Consider the following 16,925-nt stretch of genomic DNA (forward strand, 5'->3'; position numbering starts at 1 on the left):
ATACCAAGTGGTCTGAGGTTTCGGCGTTTAGAGAGCGGAACCACAGTCAACTGACTCTGGGGTTGCCCCGGATAAGCCCGATACGCGGAGTAACTTGAGCGCCTTGAGGTATTGGCCTATGCCAATCGGAGGGTGATCCGGGGCGCGATGCGGAGCGTGCGCCGGTGGCACATGAGGGGTGCGTGGGGGAGTTCGGTGGTTCGACGGGGAAACGGCGAGTGTCATGCGCGGGGTATGTGCGCGGGTTGGGTGGGGGAAGTGTGCAGAGGTGCGGTTCGTGCCGCCCGGATCCTCCCGGTCGGGTACTGGAGCCGCTCGGCGGCCCCGCCCGGGTGTCATGCGGCCGGTTCGCCTGCTGCGGTACCCTGACGCCATGCGTGCCGTACGCCTTCTGCTTAGCGAGCCGCGCTGATCAGTCCCGACGGATGAAAGATCCGGTCGGAATCGGCGCGGCGTCCCCTCCTGTGCGAGGGGTTTTTTCGTTTTGGATTCCGCTGGCAGAGACGAATCGATGGAGCTTCAAAGATCATGAGCGAGACGAATTCAGCTGCAGAGGTGGCCGCAGCGCACCGCTATACGGCTGCCATGGCGGCCGACATCGAGGCACGCTGGCAGGACTTCTGGGACGCCGAGGGCACGTACGAGGCGCCGAATCCGACGGGCGACCTGGCCGGGGACCCCGCCCTGGCGGCCAAGCCCAAGAAGTTCGTCATGGACATGTTCCCCTACCCCTCGGGCGCGGGTCTGCACGTCGGCCACCCCCTGGGCTACATCGCCACCGACGTGTTCGCCCGCCACCAGCGCATGACCGGGCACAACGTCCTGCACACGCTGGGCTTCGACGCCTTCGGCCTGCCCGCCGAGCAGCACGCGGTCGCCACCGGCACGCACCCGCGGGTCTCCACCGAGGCCGCCATGGAGAACATGAAGCGGCAGCTGCGCCGACTGGGCCTGGGCCACGACCAGCGCCGGTCGATCGCGACGATCGACCCCGAGTACTACAAGTGGACCCAGTGGATCTTCCTGCAGATCTTCAACTCCTGGTACGACGAGGACGCGCAGAAGGCCCGTCCGATCGACGAGCTGGTGGCACAGTTCGAGAGCGGTGAGCGTGCCGTTCCGGGCTCCACGCGCGCGTGGAGTGAGCTGAGCGCCGTCGAGCGCGCCGACGTACTGAGCGGCTACCGCCTGGCGTACGCCTCCGACGCGCCGGTCAACTGGTGTCCGGGCCTGGGCACCGTACTGGCGAACGAGGAAGTCACCGCCGACGGACGTTCCGAGCGCGGCAACTTCCCTGTCTTCAAGGCCAAGCTGCGCCAGTGGAACATGCGCATCACCGCCTACGCCGACCGGCTGCTGGACGATCTGGACGGCCTGGACTGGCCCGAGGCGATCAAGCTGCAGCAGCGCAACTGGATCGGCCGCAGCGAGGGCGCACGCGTCCACTTCTCCGTCGACGGCCGCGACGACGCACGGATCACGGTCTTCACCACCCGCCCCGACACGCTGTTCGGTGCCACCTACATGGTGCTGGCGCCCGAGCACGGCCTGATCGACTCCATCGTCCCGGCCGAGTGGCCCGAGGGCGTCAAGGAGCAGTGGACGGGCGGCGCGGCCACTCCTGCCGAGGCGGTCGCGGCGTACCGCAAGCAGGCCCAGACGAAGAGCGATGTCGAGCGGCAGACCGAGCACAAGGACAAGACCGGGGTCTTCACCGGTGCCTACGCCCTGAATCCGGTCACCGGCGAGAAGATCCCGGTCTTCGTCGCCGACTATGTGCTGATGGGCTACGGCACGGGCGCGATCATGGCCGTCCCCGGTCAGGACGAGCGTGACTGGGAGTTCTCCGAGGCCTTCGACCTGCCCATCATCCGTACCGTCCAGCCCCCCGAGGGCTGGGAGGGCGAGGCCTTCACCGGCCAGGGCCCCGCGATCAACTCCTCCAACGACGAGATCTCGCTGGACGGTCTGGGTGTCGCCGAGGCCAAGGCGAAGATCACCGAGTGGCTGACCGGTCGCGGCATCGGCGAGGGGACCGTCAACTTCCGGCTGCGCGACTGGCTGTTCAGCCGACAGCGCTACTGGGGCGAGCCCTTCCCGATCGTGTACGACGAGGACGGCGTCGCGCACGCCCTGCCCGAGTCGATGCTGCCGCTGGAGCTGCCCGAGGTCGACGACTACTCGCCTCGTACGTTCGACCCGGACGACGCCGACACCCAGCCCGAGACGCCCCTGTCGCGCAACGAGGACTGGGTCGATGTCGAGCTGGACCTGGGCGACGGCGTCAAGCGCTACCGCCGCGAGACCAACACCATGCCCAACTGGGCCGGTTCGTGCTGGTACGAGCTGCGCTACCTGGACCCGCACAACAGCGAGAAGCTGGTCGACCCCGAGATCGAGCGGTACTGGATGGGGCCGCGCGAGGGCCTGCCGCACGGCGGCGTCGACCTGTACGTGGGTGGCGCCGAGCACGCTGTGCTGCACCTGCTGTACGCGCGGTTCTGGTCGAAGGTGCTGTTCGACTTGGGGCACATCTCCTCGGTCGAGCCGTTCCACAAGCTGTACAACCAGGGCATGATCCAGGCGTACGTCTACCGGGACAGCCGCGGCTTCCCGGTGACGGCGGCCGAGGTCGAGGAGCGGGACGGGAAGTTCTACTTCCAGGGCGAGCCCGTCAAGCGCGAGCTGGGCAAGATGGGCAAGTCCCTGAAGAACGCGGTCACTCCGGACGAGATCTGCGCCGAGTACGGCGCGGACACGCTGCGTCTGTACGAGATGGCGATGGGTCCCCTGGATGTCTCGCGGCCGTGGGACACCCGCGCAGTGGTCGGCCAGTACCGGCTGCTGCAGCGGCTGTGGCGCAACATCGTCGACGAGGCGACCGGTGAGGTCACGGTCGTCGACACCGAGGCCGACGAGCCGACGCTGCGCGCGCTGCACAAGGCGATCGACGGCGCCGGACAGGACCTGGCGGCGCTGCGCTTCAACACCGCCATCGCCAAGATCACCGAGCTGAACAACCATCTGACCAAGGTGGGCGGTCCGCTGTCGCGCAGCGTGGCGGAGCGGCTGGTGCTGCTGATCGCCCCGCTGGCCCCGCACATCGCCGAGGAGCTGTGGCACAAGCTGGGGCACGGCGACTCGGTCGTGCACCAGGACTTCCCGGTCGCCGACCCGGTCTATGTCGTGGACGAGTCCGTGACGTGCGTGGTGCAGATCAAGGGCAAGGTCAAGGCGCGGCTGGAAGTCTCCCCGTCGATCTCGGACGAGGAGCTGGAGGCGCTGGCGCTGGGTGACGCGGCGGTGGTCGCGGCGCTGGGCGGCGCGGGCATCCGCAAGGTGATCGTGCGGGCGCCGAAGCTGGTCAACATCGTCCCCACGTAGCGCAGGGCGGTTGACGGCAGGGGTTTCCCCTACGGGCAGGTTGAGGGTTCCGATGGAACCCGCGGCCTGCCCGTTCCGTTTACGGTGGAGGGACAACAGCCGACGCCGGAGGGGCGCTCATGGAAGCCGCGATTCTGATAATGGCGCTGCTTTTCGTCGCCTTTGTGGCGTTGGGGGTGTATGTCAGCGTGAAGGTCATCGGCGCGGCCAAGCGAGGTGTGGAGCGCACGGTCACGCAGGCGCGCCGCACCGTCGAGGAGACGACGCTTCGCGCCAAGAGCTACGGACAGGGCGGCGTGGCCGGCGAGCTGGCACAGCTGCGGCTGTCGCTGCGTACGTCGATGAGGGCGACGCAGGACGCGCTGCACGCCGGTGCGGCCGAGGACGCCTCGCTGTCGGAGTCGATCGGCCTGTTCCAGCGGCTGAGTGCGCACGGCCATGAGCTCGACGACGAGCTGAAGCGACTGGAGCGCGAGCCGGACCGGGCGACGGTGGCGTCGCTGCTGCCCGGGCTGCGTGAGCGTACGGAGCGGATCACGCGCTCGGCCGAGTCGCTGCGATGGGCGGCGCGGGACCGGGCACGCAAGTTCGCCGACGACGATCTGGACGCGCTGAGCACGCAGATCGATGTGGAGGCCGGCGCGCTGAGGCACTGGTCGGGAGCGGAGACGGCGGAGCCGGAGGCCGCTGCGGCGGCGTCGTGGCCGCAGGCCGGGGGCACGGGCGGTGCCGGAGGTGGTGTTGACGGTGGTGGGGACCGCGTCGCGGAGCAGACGTGGCCGGAGGCCGGGGCCGGTGTTGGGCCCGGGCAGACCGTGGCCGAGCAGCCGCAGGCGATCACGGCATCCGATCCCCGGCAGCAGACCTCCTACCCCTGGCAGAAAACAGCCCGTCCGGAGACCACGAACTGAACCACCAGGCAGGCGACGCGACCACCGACGAGGGCCCGGGCTGCCGTCCGGCCGCCCCTGCGGGTAACCTCCCGCTCATGTCCCGCCATGTCGCGATCGTCACCGATTCAACGGCCTACTTGCCGCCGCCGACGATGGAGAGCCACGGCATCATCGCGGTGCCGCTGACCGTCGTACTTGGTGATCAGGCGCTCGAGGAGGGCACCGAGATCTCGGCCCGCTCGCTGGCGCTCGCATTGCAGAAGCGACGCCCGGTGACCACGTCCAGGCCGAGCCCCGAGGTGTTCGCCGAGGCGTACCGCGCGCGAGCCGAGGCCGGAGCGACGGGGATCGTCTCCCTGCATCTGTCGGGCGAGTTCTCGGGGACGTACGACGCGGCTGTGCTGGCCGCCAAGGACGCGCCCGTGCCGGTGCGGGTGGTGGACACCGGGATGGTTGCCATGGCCCTGGGGTTCTGCGCGCTCGCCGCCGCAGAGACGGCGGAGGGGGGCGGCACGCTGGACGAGGCGGTGGCCGCCGCGGAGAAGCGCGCCGCGGGCACGTCGGCCTACTTCTACGTGGACACCCTGGACTATCTGCGCCGGGGCGGCCGGATCGGGGCCGCGCAGGCGCTGCTGGGCTCGGCGCTCGCCGTGAAGCCGCTGCTCCAGCTGGACGGCGGACGCATCGAGATGCTGGAGAAGGTGCGTACGGCCTCGAAGGCGATCGCCAGGCTGGAGGAGATCGTCGTCGACCGCGCGGGCACGAGCAGCGTCGACATCGCCGTGCACCATCTCGCCGCGCCGGAACGGGCCGCGGCGCTGGCGGAGCGACTGCGGGAACGGGTTCCGGGCCTTGTGGATCTGCATGTGAGCGAGGTGGGCGCGGTGATCGGGGCGCATACGGGACCGGGGCTGCTGGGGGCTGTGGTCTCGCCTCGCTGAGGAGCTTCCGACGCTCTTGTGGGTGACCGGGTTATCCACAACAGGGCGGTTGTCCACGGAAATTGGGCCTGCTCAGCGGGTTCGGGTGGATGTGCCTACCGTCCTGTGACATGGCTCTGAGAACACGTTCCGCACGTAGTGGCCCGGGCAGGGCGCGGGCTTCGGACGGCCGCGCCCGCGACGGCCGCGTCGCTGATGGCCGCGCCCGCGACTTCGGCTCGGGTAGTGGACCCGGCCGTGGCGTGCACCGCCCTGCTCGCCGATCCGCTCGTCTTCGCGGCGGGCGGGTGGCTGCCGCGTCGACCACAGCCCTGCGCCGGCGCGCGGACGCCCTGTTCGACGGTTCGCCGGGCGGTACTGGACCTGCCGAACCGCCGGCGGCGAGTCTCGACGTTGCTGTCGGGCACTCGCGTGCCGAAGGACGCGCCGTCGCAGCCGCGGATGCGAGCGTCGGTGCCGATGTGGCCATCGGTACGAGCGCCCGGCAGCGCATGCGGCTGGCGGTGCGGGAGCGCTTGCCGTTGTGGCTGCAGCTCAGATGCGGTCTGGAGCCCAGAGCTCTCGCCGCCCTGGCCGTCGTGCTCGTGCTGGCCGCGGGATTCGCGGTCCAGCACTTCTGGGTGGGGCGGCCCCAGACCGTACGGGCCCCGGAGCTGGTCCAGCAGGGCGCGGCCCCGCCGGAGCCCCGGCCCTCCCCTGGGCCGCCGCCGCCGCCCGATCCGGGGCCGGGCGGCGGTCGGATCGTCGTCGTCGACGTCAGCGGCAAGGTGCGGCGGCCGGGCGTTCACCGGCTGCCGGCGGGATCCAGGGTGGCCGACGCGCTGCGGGCGGCCGGTGGCGTCAGAGCGGGCACGGACCTGACCGGGCTGAACCGGGCTCGGGTGCTCATGGACGGAGAGCAGGTGGTGGTGGGCGTCGCCGCAGCTCCGGGGGTGCCCGCCACCGGATCGGGCCCGGGCGCACCGGGCTCGGCAGGAGCCCAGCCGGCGGGGCCGGTGAGCCTCAACGCGGCGACCGTGGAGCAGCTCGACTCCCTGCCCGGGGTCGGTCCCGTGCTGGCCCAGCACATCGTCGACTACCGCACCCAGCACGGGGGTTTCCGGTCGATCGACGAACTCCGCGAGGTCAACGGGATCGGCGACCGCCGGTTCGCGGACCTCCAGACCCTCGTACGGCCATGACGCGCCCGGCGGTGCACGCCGCGTCGGGCCATCGGCTGGGGGCGTCCGACCCGCGGCAGGAGGGACCGGCCGATCTGCGGCTGGTGCCCCCGGCCCTGGCGGCCTGGGCCGCGGCTGCTCTCGCCGTGGGCGTGCCGGGCTGGTGGACCGGGCTGGCCGTGACCGTCTGTGTTGTCGTTGCGGGGCTGTTACTGGCTCCGATGTCGTTGAGGGCGGTGCGTGCCGGAACGGGCGGCGGAGGCCCGGGGGCCGATGGCGGGGATGCGGGTTCCGGCCGACGCGGGTTCCGGCTCAACGCCACGGCGCTGGCGGCCATGTTGCTGTGCGGTGCCGCGGGTGCGGCCTCGGCCGGTCTGCACGGTGCGGATCTGCGGCGTGGTCCACTGCCGGAATTGGCGGGCGAATATGCCCACGTCACGGCCGAATTGACCGTCATCTCAGATCCGCGACTGACCCGGCCCCGGGTCCGCGGCGATCAGATGGCCGGACGTTCCGTGGTGCTGGACGCGGAGGTGAGCCGAGTGACGGGGCCAGGCGGCACTGTGACCGTGACCCGGACGCCCGTGCTGGTGATCGTGCGGGCAGGTGCGTCCGGCAAGGCGGGCGACTCCACAGCCCGGTGGCTGCGACTGCTGCCCTCCACCCCGCTCCGGCTGGCGGGACGGCTCGCGCCGCCGTTGAACGCCGACGACCGATTCGCTGCGGTCCTGCGGCCGGACGGGGCCGGTCCGCCGCCGATCACGGGACCGCCGACCGCCCTTCAGCGCACGGCCGGAGGGCTCAGGGCGGGACTGCGCGCTGCGACCGAGGGGCTCGCCCCGGATGCCCGCGCTCTGCTCCCTGGGCTGGTCGTGGGCGACACCTCTCGGGTCCCGCCCGACCTCCAGGATGCCTTCGAGGCAACGGATCTCACGCATCTGCTTGCCGTATCGGGCAGCAATCTCACCGTCGTGCTCATACTGCTGATCGGACCGCCTGGCACCGCGCTGCTGGCCGAACGGCGAGGTCTCGCGCCCCGGTTGGGCATCACGCTGCGAGGGGCCGCACTCCTCGGCGGTGGGCTCACGCTCGCTTTCGTCGTCGTGTGCCGACCGGAACCGAGCGTGCTGCGGGCCGCGGCCTGCGGGACCGTCGCCCTGCTCGCCATCGGCACCGGACGCCGCCGGTCGCTGCTGCCGGCGCTGGCCACCGCCGCACTGCTGCTGGTCCTGTACGACCCGTGGCTCGCGCGGAGTTACGGCTTTCTGCTCTCCGTTCTGGCCACGGGCTCGCTGCTCACCATCGGCCCCCGCTGGAGCGCGGCGCTGCAACGCATACGGGTGTCGCCCCGGCTCGCCGAGGCGCTGGGTGCGGCGGCTGCCGCACAGGCGGTATGCGCTCCCGTCGTGGCGGTCTTCGCGGCCAGGGTCAGCCTGGTGGCGATCCCCTGCAATCTCGTCGCCGAGCTCGCGGTCGCCCCGGCCACGGTTCTCGGGTTCGCCGCTCTCGCCGCGGCGCCGGTGGCGATGCCGGTTGCCGAGGCGGTGGCCCGTTGTGCCGGGTGGCCCGCGGGGTGGATCGCCTCCGTCGCGCGCACCGGGGCGGCGCTGCCCGGGGCTGAGGTGGGGTGGCCGGACGGCTGGCCGGGCGGGCTGTTGCTGGCTGTCGTCACGGTCCTGGTCGTGCTCGCCGCCCGGCGCCTTCCCAGGCATCCCTGGTGGGCGGCAGGCTGCACGCTGCTGCTTCTGCTCGCCGTGCTGCGTCCGGCCCCGCTCACCAGAGCCATGTCCGGCTGGCCGCCACCGGGGTGGACGTTCGCGATGTGCGATGTCGGGCAAGGGGACGCCACCGTGCTTGCGGCGGGCGGGGGTTCGGCCGTCGTCGTGGACGCGGGGCCCGATCCGGAGCTGGCCGACCGTTGCCTGCGCGACCTGGGAGTCACCCGGGTTCCGTTGATCCTTTTGACGCACTTCCATGCCGATCATGTCCGGGGGCTGCCAGGTGTGTTGCGGGGCAGAGCCGTCGGTGCGGTTCAGACGACGACGTACGACGAGCCCTGGGAGCAGAGCGTGTTTGTGCGGAGGACGACGGCTGCGGCCGGGGTGCCCGTGATCCGGGCGGGGCCGGGGGAGCGGCGGAGGGTCGGGCGGCTTGCCTGGCAGGTGCTGTGGCCGCCGGCAGCCCGTGCATCCGGGGCAGCCCCTGCGGCCGGGCCTGGCCTTCCGGGGCCGGGCTTCGTACCGGAGGGGCCCAATGACGCCAGCGTGACGCTGCTCGTACGGGTCGAGGGCGGCCCGACCCTGCTGCTCCTGGGGGACCTCGAACCAGCGGCCCAGAGGGGGCTGTTGAGAGCCTTCCCGGCGCTCCCTTCCGTCGATGTCCTCAAGGTCGCCCACCACGGCTCGGCCCATCAGCACCCCGGTCTGCTGCGGGGCGTACGCGCACGGCTGGCGCTGATCTCTGTGGGCGCGGACAACACGTACGGCCATCCCTCCCCTCGGACGATCGGCGCGTTGCGGGCCGGGGGCGCGGTGGTGCTGCGTACGGACACCGACGGGGCGATCGCGGTGACAGGAGGCGGCCGGGACCTGCGGGCGGTGCCGCGAGGCTCTGACCCGCCGCTGCGGATGACGTCGGTGCATCGGGCGACAGGTCTAGGACCAGGGGCCCATGGCGTGCGGACACCCCGGGCGCCACACTCTCCTCATGGATGCCTACCTCCGCCGTATCGGCGCGAGCCGCCCGGCGCGCGCCGATGCCGACGCACTGCGCGAGCTGCAGCTGCGCCACTTGCAGACGGTCCCCTTCGAGAACCTCTCCATCCATCTCGGCGAGGACATCGTGCTGGAGGAGAAGGCGCTTCTGGGCAAGATCGTGGAGGCCGGGCGCGGGGGCTTCTGCTACGAACTCAACGGGGCCTTCGCCGCGCTGCTGCGCGACCTCGGCTTCGGTGTCAGCCTCCTCCAGGGGCGGGTCTTCGGCGACGAGGGCCGCCTCGGTGTCCCGTACGACCATCTCGCCCTGCTGGTCGAGACGGCGGACTCGACGGGTCCCTGGCTGGCCGATGTCGGCTTCGGCGACCACTGTCACTATCCGCTGGCGTTCGACGAGCGGGGGGACCAGGAGGACCCGGCCGGTACGTTCCGGATCGTCGAGGTTCCCGAGAGCGGTGATCTCGATGTCCACCGCGACGGGAAGCCGCAGTTCCGCCTTGAGCGGCGGCCGCGCGTCCTGGACGACTTCCGGGCGGGAGCCTGGTGGCACCGGACCTCGCCCGATTCCCACTTCACGCGGTCGGTCGTGTGCTCGCGGCTCACCCCGGAGGGCCGGATCACGCTCAGCGGCCGCAAGCTGGTCACCACCGTGCGGGGCGAGCGTCACGAGCAGCCGCTGGCCGACGACGCTGCGGTGCTCGCGGCCTACCGCGAGCACTTCGGGCTGGTGCTCGACCGCCTGCCGTCGGCTCCCGGCCGGGCGACCTGAACAATGTCTCTGTGAGTGCTGTGAGACATGTACTGGTGCTGCCCGACCGCGACGCCGCCGAGGAGACGGCCGAGGCCCTGCGGGACCGCTTCGGCATCGCCGATGAGCCCCTGCTCGTACGGGACGCGCTGGCAGGTGAGGACGATGCCGAGGACGCGCAGTGGCTGGTGGTCGTCGAGGACCCGGAGCGGCGGCTCGATCCGGTGAAGCTGGACGAGTTCGTGGGGGAGTGGGACGGCTGGCTCGAGGGGCCGTGATGGTTGCGAGGTCGGGGGAGGTGTCAGTGGTGCGTGGGATGCTGGACCGCGATGGCCACAAGGAAGAATTCGACCGACGATCCCCTCGCCCCCGTCACGCTCGCCGTGGGCCAGGAGGACCTGCTCCTCGACCGTGCCGTACAGCAGGTGGTGGCGGCCGCCCGGGCCGCCGACGCCGATACGGACGTGCGCGACCTCACCGCCGATCAGCTGCATCCGGGCACCCTTGACGAGCTGACGAGCCCTTCGCTCTTCGCCGAGCGCAAGGTCGTCGTCGTGCGGAACGCGCAGGATCTGTCCGCGGACACCGTCAAGGACGTCAAGGCGTATCTGGATGCGCCCGCGGAGGAGATCACTCTCGTTCTGCTGCACCCCGGCGGGGCGAAGGGGAAGGGGCTGCTGGACGCGGCTCGTAAGGCGGGGGCGCGCGAGGTCGCCTGCCCCAAGACGACGAAGCCCGCGGAGCGGCTCACGTTCGTACGCTCCGAATTCCGTGCGCTCGGGCGGTCGGCGACGCCCGAGGCGTGTCAGGCGCTGGTCGACTCGATCGGCAGCGATCTGCGGGAGCTTGCCAGTGCGGTGTCCCAGCTGACGGCCGACGTGGAGGGGACGATCGACGAGGCGGTCGTCGGGCGCTACTACACCGGCCGGGCCGAGGCCTCCAGCTTCACGGTCGCCGACCGTGCGGTGGAGGGGCGGGCGGCCGAGGCGCTGGAGGCGCTGCGCTGGTCGCTGTCGACCGGGGTGGCCCCTGTCCTGATCACCAGCGCGCTGGCGCAGGGGGTGCGGGCGATCGGCAAGCTCTCCTCGGCCCGTGGCGGGCGGCCCGCGGATCTCGCGCGCGAGCTGGGCATGCCGCCGTGGAAGATCGACCGGGTGCGGCAGCAGATGCGCGGCTGGACGCCGGACGGGGTGGCGGTGGCACTGCGGGCGGTGGCGGAGGCGGACGCGGGGGTCAAGGGCGGCGGGGACGACCCGGAGTACGCGCTGGAGAAGGCGGTGGTTGCGGTGGCGCGGGCGGCGAGGTCGCGGCGCTGAGCCCTGCGGTGGGCTTTTCCCCCACCCCGCCCGCCCCCTACGGCCTGGCGGCCGTGGGAGGTACCCCCATCCCGAACCGGGGGCAAGCCCCCGGACCCCCCGGGGAGGGGGAGACGTGGGGATACTTCGTACCCCCACACCCCCGAAGCGCCGGCTGCGCGGCGCGAAACGCGGCCCGGGCGCCCCTGTGCCCCGGCGCACCCCGAAGCGCCGGCTGCGCGGCGCCATGCGGCCTGGGCCCCGAGCGCCATTTCCGCGGCGCGCTGCGCCGGCGATGCTGCCCGGCGTGACGGCGCACCCTCGGTCCGGGGCGCCCCCGATCCCCGGCGCACCCCGAAGGGTCGGTCTCTCGCGGCGCCGAGCGGACGACCCACCCGGCGCCCGCCCCGCCCTCGAGCCCCCCAAACGCCGAAAGCCCCGGTCCCGTCCTGGGGAAGGACGGTGACCGGGGCCACGGATCAAGCTTGGTGCGCCGCACCCGCGTGGCGAACGCAGGCCGCGTGCGGCGCGAAGGGTGCCGGGTCAGGAGCGGAAGAGAGGGCCCGCTGAGTCCCTACCGGCGACAATCAAGAGGTTCAGCCCTGCAGGGAGCCAACCTTGGCGGCCAGCGCCGACTTCTTGTTGGCGGCGGCGTTCTTGTGGATGACACCCTTGGAGACGGCCTTGTCCAGCTTCTGCGACGCCTCACGGACGGCCACAGTGGCCTTCTCGACGTCACCCGCTGCGACAGCCTCGCGGGCCTTACGGATCGCGGTCTTGAGCGACGACTTGACGGCCTTGTTGCGCAGGCGCGCCTTCTCGTTCGTCTTGTTCCGCTTGATCTGGGACTTGATGTTCGCCACGAAAGAGCCTTTTCAGGTTCGGTGAAACTTCGATCTCTGAGGTTGCGTCCCGCACTGAGAGGGCACGAGACACAGCTGCCCACGTTACCAGCCGTTCATCCGACCGCCCAAACCGGGCGCAGCCCCGCAGCCATGGGACGATAGAAGCTACGTATCGATCCGACATCGCCCGAGACGAGACGCCCCGCGTCTCAAGAATCAGGACCCTGCGTGCCCGCGACTCCTACCAACGTGCCCGAGCCGAGCCGTACCGACCCGGCGCTGATCCGCAATTTCTGCATCATCGCGCACATCGACCACGGCAAGTCGACCCTTGCCGACCGGATGCTCCAGCTGACCGGTGTGGTCGAGCAGCGGCAGATGCGCGCTCAGTACCTCGACCGTATGGACATCGAGCGCGAGCGCGGCATCACGATCAAGTCCCAGGCAGTCCGGCTGCCCTGGGCGCCGACCGAGGGGCCGGATCAGAGCAGGACCCACATCCTGAACATGATCGACACCCCCGGGCACGTCGACTTCACCTACGAGGTGTCGCGATCCCTCGCCGCCTGTGAGGGCACGGTCCTGCTGGTCGACGCCGCGCAGGGCATCGAGGCGCAGACGCTCGCCAATCTCTATCTGGCGATGGAGAACGACCTCACGATCGTTCCGGTCCTCAACAAGATCGACCTGCCCGCCGCCCAGCCGGAGAAGTTCTCCGAGGAGCTCGCCAACCTCATCGGCTGCCAGCCGGAGGACGTTCTCAAGGTCTCCGCCAAGACCGGCGTCGGCGTGGAGGCCCTGCTGGACCGCGTGGTCCGCGACGTCCCCGCCCCGGTCGGTGTCGCCGACGCCCCCGCCCGCGCGATGATCTTCGACTCGGTCTACGACTCGTACCGCGGTGTCGTGACGTATGTACGGGTCGTCGACGGGCAGCTCAACAAGCGCGAGCGCATCAGGATGATGTCCACCGGCGCCACCCACGAACTCCTCGAGATCGGCGTCTCCTCTCCCGAGATGACCCCGGCCGACGGCATCGGCGTCGGCGAGGTGGGCTACATCATCACCGGCGTGAAGGACGTGCGTCAGTCCAAGGTCGGTGACACGATCACCTCCCTCACCAAGGGCGCGACCGAGGCGCTGGGCGGCTACAAGGACCCCAAGCCCATGGTGTTCTCGGGCCTGTATCCGCTGGACGGCTCGGACTACCCCGAGCTGCGCGACGCCCTCGACAAGCTGCAGCTCAACGACGCCGCCCTGGTCTACGAGCCGGAGACCTCCGCCGCGCTCGGGTTCGGCTTCCGTGTCGGCTTCCTCGGGCTGCTGCACCTGGACGTCATCCGTGAGCGGCTTGAGCGCGAGTTCGGGCTCGACCTCATCGCCACCGCCCCCAACGTGGTCTACCGCGTGGTCATGGAGGACGGCACCGAGCACACCGTCACCAACCCGAGCGAGTTCCCCGAGGGCAAGATCGACGAGGTGCACGAGCCGGTCGTACGGGCCACGATCCTCGCCCCCAGCGAGTTCATCGGTTCGATCATGGAGCTCTGCCAGACCCGCCGAGGCACGCTGCTCGGCATGGACTACCTCTCCGAGGACCGGGTCGAGATCCGCTACACCCTCCCCCTCGCCGAGATCGTCTTCGACTTCTTCGACCAGCTGAAGTCCAAGACCCGCGGTTACGCCTCCCTCGACTACGAGCCCACCGGCGAGCAGGCCTCCAGTCTGGTGAAGGTCGACATCCTGCTGCACGGCGACAAGGTCGACGCCTTCTCCGCCATCACGCACAAGGACGCGGCGTACGCGTACGGCGTACGGCTGGTCGCCAAGCTCAGGGAGCTCATCCCGCGGCAGGCCTTCGAGGTGCCCATCCAGGCCGCCATCGGCTCTAGGGTCATCGCCCGCGAGACCATTCGCGCCATCCGCAAGGACGTCCTCGCCAAGTGCTACGGCGGTGACATCTCCCGTAAGCGGAAGCTGCTGGAGAAGCAGAAGGAGGGCAAGAAGCGGATGAAGATGGTCGGCAGCGTGGAGGTCCCGCAGGAGGCCTTCATCGCGGTGCTGTCCAGCGACGAGGGCGGCAAGGCGAAGAAGTAGCCCAGGAGACATGACACGGGAAAGCGCCCGCCGGGGGGTCCGGACGGGCGCTTTTCGCGTGTCAGAGGGGCGCATCCCGCGATACGTGAGAGGTGCACCGATTATCGGTTCCGGCACGTGATCCTGCCGTCTGTTCGTTATGAAGCGGCAGCCCGCAGCCTCTTACGCACCGGCTTGGTGCGCTCTACTCTGATCACGGCTCGATGGTTACTCGCCAGTTAAACAACCAGCCAGTCGTGCAGTGCTTGCCGCAGGCCCGGAGGACGTCGTGAGCGACACACAGACCCTGATCGAGAACCGACCGCCCTCGGTGGCGACCCTCTTCGCCGAGCGCGTGGCGGCCACGCCCGACGCCGAGGCCTACCGGTATCCGGTGGCCCCCGCCTCCGGTCATGGACCCGACGACTGGAAGTCGTTGAGCTGGGGCCAGGCCGCCGAGCGGGTGTACTCCATCGCGGCCGGCCTGATCGATCTCGGCGTACAGCCCGAGGAGCGGGTCGCGCTCGCCTCCTCCACCCGGGTCGAGTGGATCCTCGTCGACCTCGGTGTGATGTGCGCGGGCGGCGCGACCACGACGGTCTACCCGTCCACCAACGCCGAGGAGTCGGCATACATCCTCGCCGACTCCGTCAGCCGGGTGCTGATCGCGGAGGACGCCTCCCAGCTCGCCAAGGCGCGTGAGAAGCGGGCCGATCTGCCGGAGCTGAAGCATGCCGTGGTCATCGACATGGCGGGCGTCGAGCCGGACGAGAGCGACCCCGAGGGCTGGGTCCTCTCGCTCGCCGACCTGGAGGCGCGCGGCGCGGAGTATCTCGCCAAGCACCCGGAGGCCGTCAAGGAGCGGGTCAGTGCGATCAGGGCCGACCAGCTGGCGACGCTCATCTACACCTCGGGCACCACGGGCCGCCCCAAGGGCGTCCGGCTGCCGCACGACAACTGGTCGTACATGGCCAAGGCGATGACCGCCACCGGCCTGATCGGCCCGGACGACGTCCAGTACCTCTGGCTGCCGCTCGCGCACGTCTTCGGCAAGGTGCTGACCTCCGGACAGATCGAGGTCGGCCATGTCACCGCCGTCGACGGCCGCGTCGACAAGATCATCGAGAATCTGCCGGTCGTGCAGCCGACATACATGGCCGCCGTGCCGCGCATCTTCGAGAAGGTCTACAACGGCGTCGCGGCCAAGGCGCGGGCCGGCGGCGGTGCGAAGTACAAGATCTTCCAGTGGGCGGCCGGGGTCGCCCGCGAGTACGCCAAGGCCACGCAGGACAACTACCGGCGTACGGGCACGGCCGGCGCTCCCTTCGGGCTGAGCGCCAAGCACAAGGTCGCCGACGTACTCGTCTACTCCAAGCTCCGCGACGCCTTCGGCGGGCGGCTGCGCGCCGCGGTCTCCGGCTCCGCGGCCCTCGCGCCGGACATCGGTTACTTCTTCGCCGGCGCCGGGATCCACATCCTGGAGGGCTACGGCCTCACCGAGTCCAGCGCGGCGTCCTTCGTCAACCCGGGCGAGGCGTACCGCACCGGCACCGTCGGCAAGCCGGTGCCCGGCACCGAGGTGCGCATCGCGGACGACGGCGAGATCCTGCTGCGCGGTCCCGGCATCATGGAGGGCTACCACGGGCTGCCGGAGAAGACGGCGGAGGTCCTGGAGCCCGACGGGTGGTTCCACACCGGGGACATCGGCGAGCTGTCCGCGGACGGCTATCTGCGGATCACGGACCGCAAGAAGGACCTGATCAAGACGTCGGGCGGCAAGTACATCGCGCCGGCCGAGGTCGAGGGTCAGTTCAAGGCGGTCTGCCCCTTCGTGTCCAACATCCTGGTGCACGGCGCGGACCGTAACTTCTGCACCGCGCTGATCGCGCTCGACGAGCCCACGATTCTCGGCTGGGCCAAGGAGAACGGTCTTGAAGGCAAGTCGTACGCGGAGGTCGTGGCGACGAAGGAGGCCCAGCAGCTCATCGAGGGCTATGTGAAGCGGCTCAACGAGGGGCTGCAGCGCTGGCAGACGATCAAGAAGTTCCGGCTGCTTCCGCGGGACCTGGACATCGAGCACGGCGAGCTGACGCCGAGCCTGAAGCTGAAGAGGCCGGTCGTCGAGCGGGAGTACAAGGACCTGATCGAGGACATGTACGCGGGCTCGCGCGAGGCGTAGGTCGAGGGCGGGGCCCGGAGCCCGGCGGAGTCTTCCGCCGGGGCTCCGGCCCCGGACCCCGCGCCTCAAACCCGGCGGGGCTGAATCTGGGCCCTGGCCCCGCTACACGCATCTGCCGCGGCGCAGGTCCGTCAGGAGTTCCTCCATCCGCGTCAGCTGCATCCGCAGCTCCGGCACATCTGCCGGACCGCTGCGGCCCAGTTCCGTCTCTATCGTGCTCAGCCGCTCCGCGAGCTCGCCCAGCTGCTCCTGCTCGCGCGCCAGCATCCGCTCCAACTGGCGGTTCTTGCGGTGCAGATCGAGGAACACGTTCACCTTCGCCCGCAGCACCCACGGGTCGAAGGGTTTGGTCAGAAAGTCCGCCGCCCCCGTCGCATACCCCCGAAACGCATAGCCGCTGTCCGCCTCCGTCCCGGTCAGGAAGATGATCGGAACGTCCTTCGTCTGGTCGAGGCGCTTGATGTTGGACGCGGTCTCGAAGCCGTCCATGCCCGGCATCCGTACATCCAGCAGGACCACCGCGAACTTCTGCCGCAGCAGTGCCTTCATCGCCTCCTCCCCCGAACGCGCGCGGACCAGCGGCTCGTTGAGGGACCCCAGTACAGCCTCCAAGGCGACGAGATTGTCCTCCATGTCGTCCACCAGGAGGATGCTCGCGCGGTCGGCGGTGGTCGCCTCTGTGCTCATCGTGTC

General features: G+C 70.5%; 11 protein-coding genes and 1 pseudogene. 10 read left to right on the forward strand and 2 right to left on the reverse strand.

Annotation, left to right across the window (positions count from 1 at the left end; translation table 11 throughout):
• The first annotated feature begins 528 nt into the window (after positions 1-528).
• The 8 genes and pseudogenes from leuS (at position 529) to holA (ending at position 11,156) form a co-directional block, all read left to right on the forward strand.
• The gene (gene leuS / locus OHA61_RS26270) at positions 529-3,384 is read left to right on the forward strand and encodes a leucine--tRNA ligase (protein ID WP_406305093.1); all 2,856 of its coding nucleotides are present in this window, start codon (positions 529-531) and stop codon (positions 3,382-3,384) included.
• Positions 3,385-3,503: 119 nt separating this feature from the next.
• Positions 3,504-4,295: a hypothetical protein gene (locus tag OHA61_RS26275; RefSeq protein WP_406305094.1), complete on the forward strand. Its 792-nt coding sequence runs from the start codon at positions 3,504-3,506 to the stop codon at positions 4,293-4,295.
• A gap of 77 nt (positions 4,296-4,372) precedes the next feature.
• Positions 4,373-5,218, forward strand: a complete 846-nt coding sequence (locus tag OHA61_RS26280) for a DegV family protein (RefSeq protein ID WP_406305095.1) — start codon at positions 4,373-4,375, stop codon at positions 5,216-5,218.
• Positions 5,219-5,328: 110 nt separating this feature from the next.
• On the forward strand, positions 5,329-6,399 hold the full coding sequence (locus OHA61_RS26285; protein WP_406305097.1) for a helix-hairpin-helix domain-containing protein: 1,071 nt from the start codon (positions 5,329-5,331) through the stop codon (positions 6,397-6,399).
• Positions 6,396-8,984 (forward strand): annotated as a pseudogene (locus tag OHA61_RS26290) (ComEC/Rec2 family competence protein); the annotation flags it as partial. The gene OHA61_RS26285 and the pseudogene OHA61_RS26290, both read left to right, overlap by 4 nt.
• A 100-nt stretch (positions 8,985-9,084) precedes the next feature.
• Positions 9,085-9,861: an arylamine N-acetyltransferase gene (locus OHA61_RS26295; protein ID WP_406305099.1), complete on the forward strand. Its 777-nt coding sequence runs from the start codon at positions 9,085-9,087 to the stop codon at positions 9,859-9,861.
• An 11-nt stretch (positions 9,862-9,872) separates the two neighbouring features.
• Positions 9,873-10,118: a hypothetical protein gene (locus OHA61_RS26300; RefSeq protein WP_361910350.1), complete on the forward strand. Its 246-nt coding sequence runs from the start codon at positions 9,873-9,875 to the stop codon at positions 10,116-10,118.
• Between the two features lie 51 nt (positions 10,119-10,169).
• Positions 10,170-11,156, forward strand: coding sequence for a DNA polymerase III subunit delta (holA, locus tag OHA61_RS26305; RefSeq protein WP_406305100.1), 987 nt, complete (start codon positions 10,170-10,172; stop codon positions 11,154-11,156).
• Positions 11,157-11,731: 575 nt separating this feature from the next.
• Here holA and rpsT read toward each other — a convergent pair.
• Complete coding sequence (gene rpsT / locus OHA61_RS26310; protein ID WP_142217110.1) at positions 11,732-11,998, reverse strand: 30S ribosomal protein S20; 267 nt, start codon at positions 11,996-11,998, stop codon at positions 11,732-11,734.
• A 210-nt stretch (positions 11,999-12,208) separates the two neighbouring features.
• On the opposite strand from rpsT, the gene lepA reads away from it, so the two are divergent.
• Positions 12,209-14,074: a translation elongation factor 4 gene (gene lepA, locus OHA61_RS26315; RefSeq protein ID WP_406305101.1), complete on the forward strand. Its 1,866-nt coding sequence runs from the start codon at positions 12,209-12,211 to the stop codon at positions 14,072-14,074.
• 268 nt (positions 14,075-14,342) lie between these two features.
• Positions 14,343-16,232 carry an AMP-dependent synthetase/ligase gene (locus OHA61_RS26320; RefSeq protein WP_406305102.1) on the forward strand — a complete coding sequence of 630 codons (1,890 nt, stop codon included), beginning with the start codon at positions 14,343-14,345 and terminating at the stop codon, positions 16,230-16,232.
• Between the two features lie 102 nt (positions 16,233-16,334).
• Here the strand turns inward: OHA61_RS26320 and OHA61_RS26325 are convergent, their stop codons facing one another.
• Positions 16,335-16,919, reverse strand: a complete 585-nt coding sequence (locus OHA61_RS26325) for a response regulator (RefSeq protein ID WP_361910332.1) — start codon at positions 16,917-16,919, stop codon at positions 16,335-16,337.
• Positions 16,920-16,925: the final 6 nt, after the last annotated feature.

The sequence above is a fragment of the Streptomyces sp. NBC_00885 genome, from assembly GCF_045207475.1.
In the GTDB taxonomy this organism is placed as follows: Bacteria; Actinomycetota; Actinomycetes; order Streptomycetales; family Streptomycetaceae; genus Streptomyces.

Coding starts and splice junctions, on each gene's coding strand:
- leuS (WP_406305093.1), top strand. CDS start 529: ATGAGCGAGACGAATTCAGCTGCAGAGGTGGCCGCAGCGCACCGCTAT.
- OHA61_RS26275 (WP_406305094.1), top strand. CDS start 3,504: ATGGAAGCCGCGATTCTGATAATGGCGCTGCTTTTCGTCGCCTTTGTG.
- OHA61_RS26280 (WP_406305095.1), top strand. CDS start 4,373: ATGTCCCGCCATGTCGCGATCGTCACCGATTCAACGGCCTACTTGCCG.
- OHA61_RS26285 (WP_406305097.1), top strand. CDS start 5,329: ATGGCTCTGAGAACACGTTCCGCACGTAGTGGCCCGGGCAGGGCGCGG.
- OHA61_RS26295 (WP_406305099.1), top strand. CDS start 9,085: ATGGATGCCTACCTCCGCCGTATCGGCGCGAGCCGCCCGGCGCGCGCC.
- holA (WP_406305100.1), top strand. CDS start 10,170: ATGGCCACAAGGAAGAATTCGACCGACGATCCCCTCGCCCCCGTCACG.
- OHA61_RS26325 (WP_361910332.1), bottom strand. CDS start 16,919: ATGAGCACAGAGGCGACCACCGCCGACCGCGCGAGCATCCTCCTGGTG.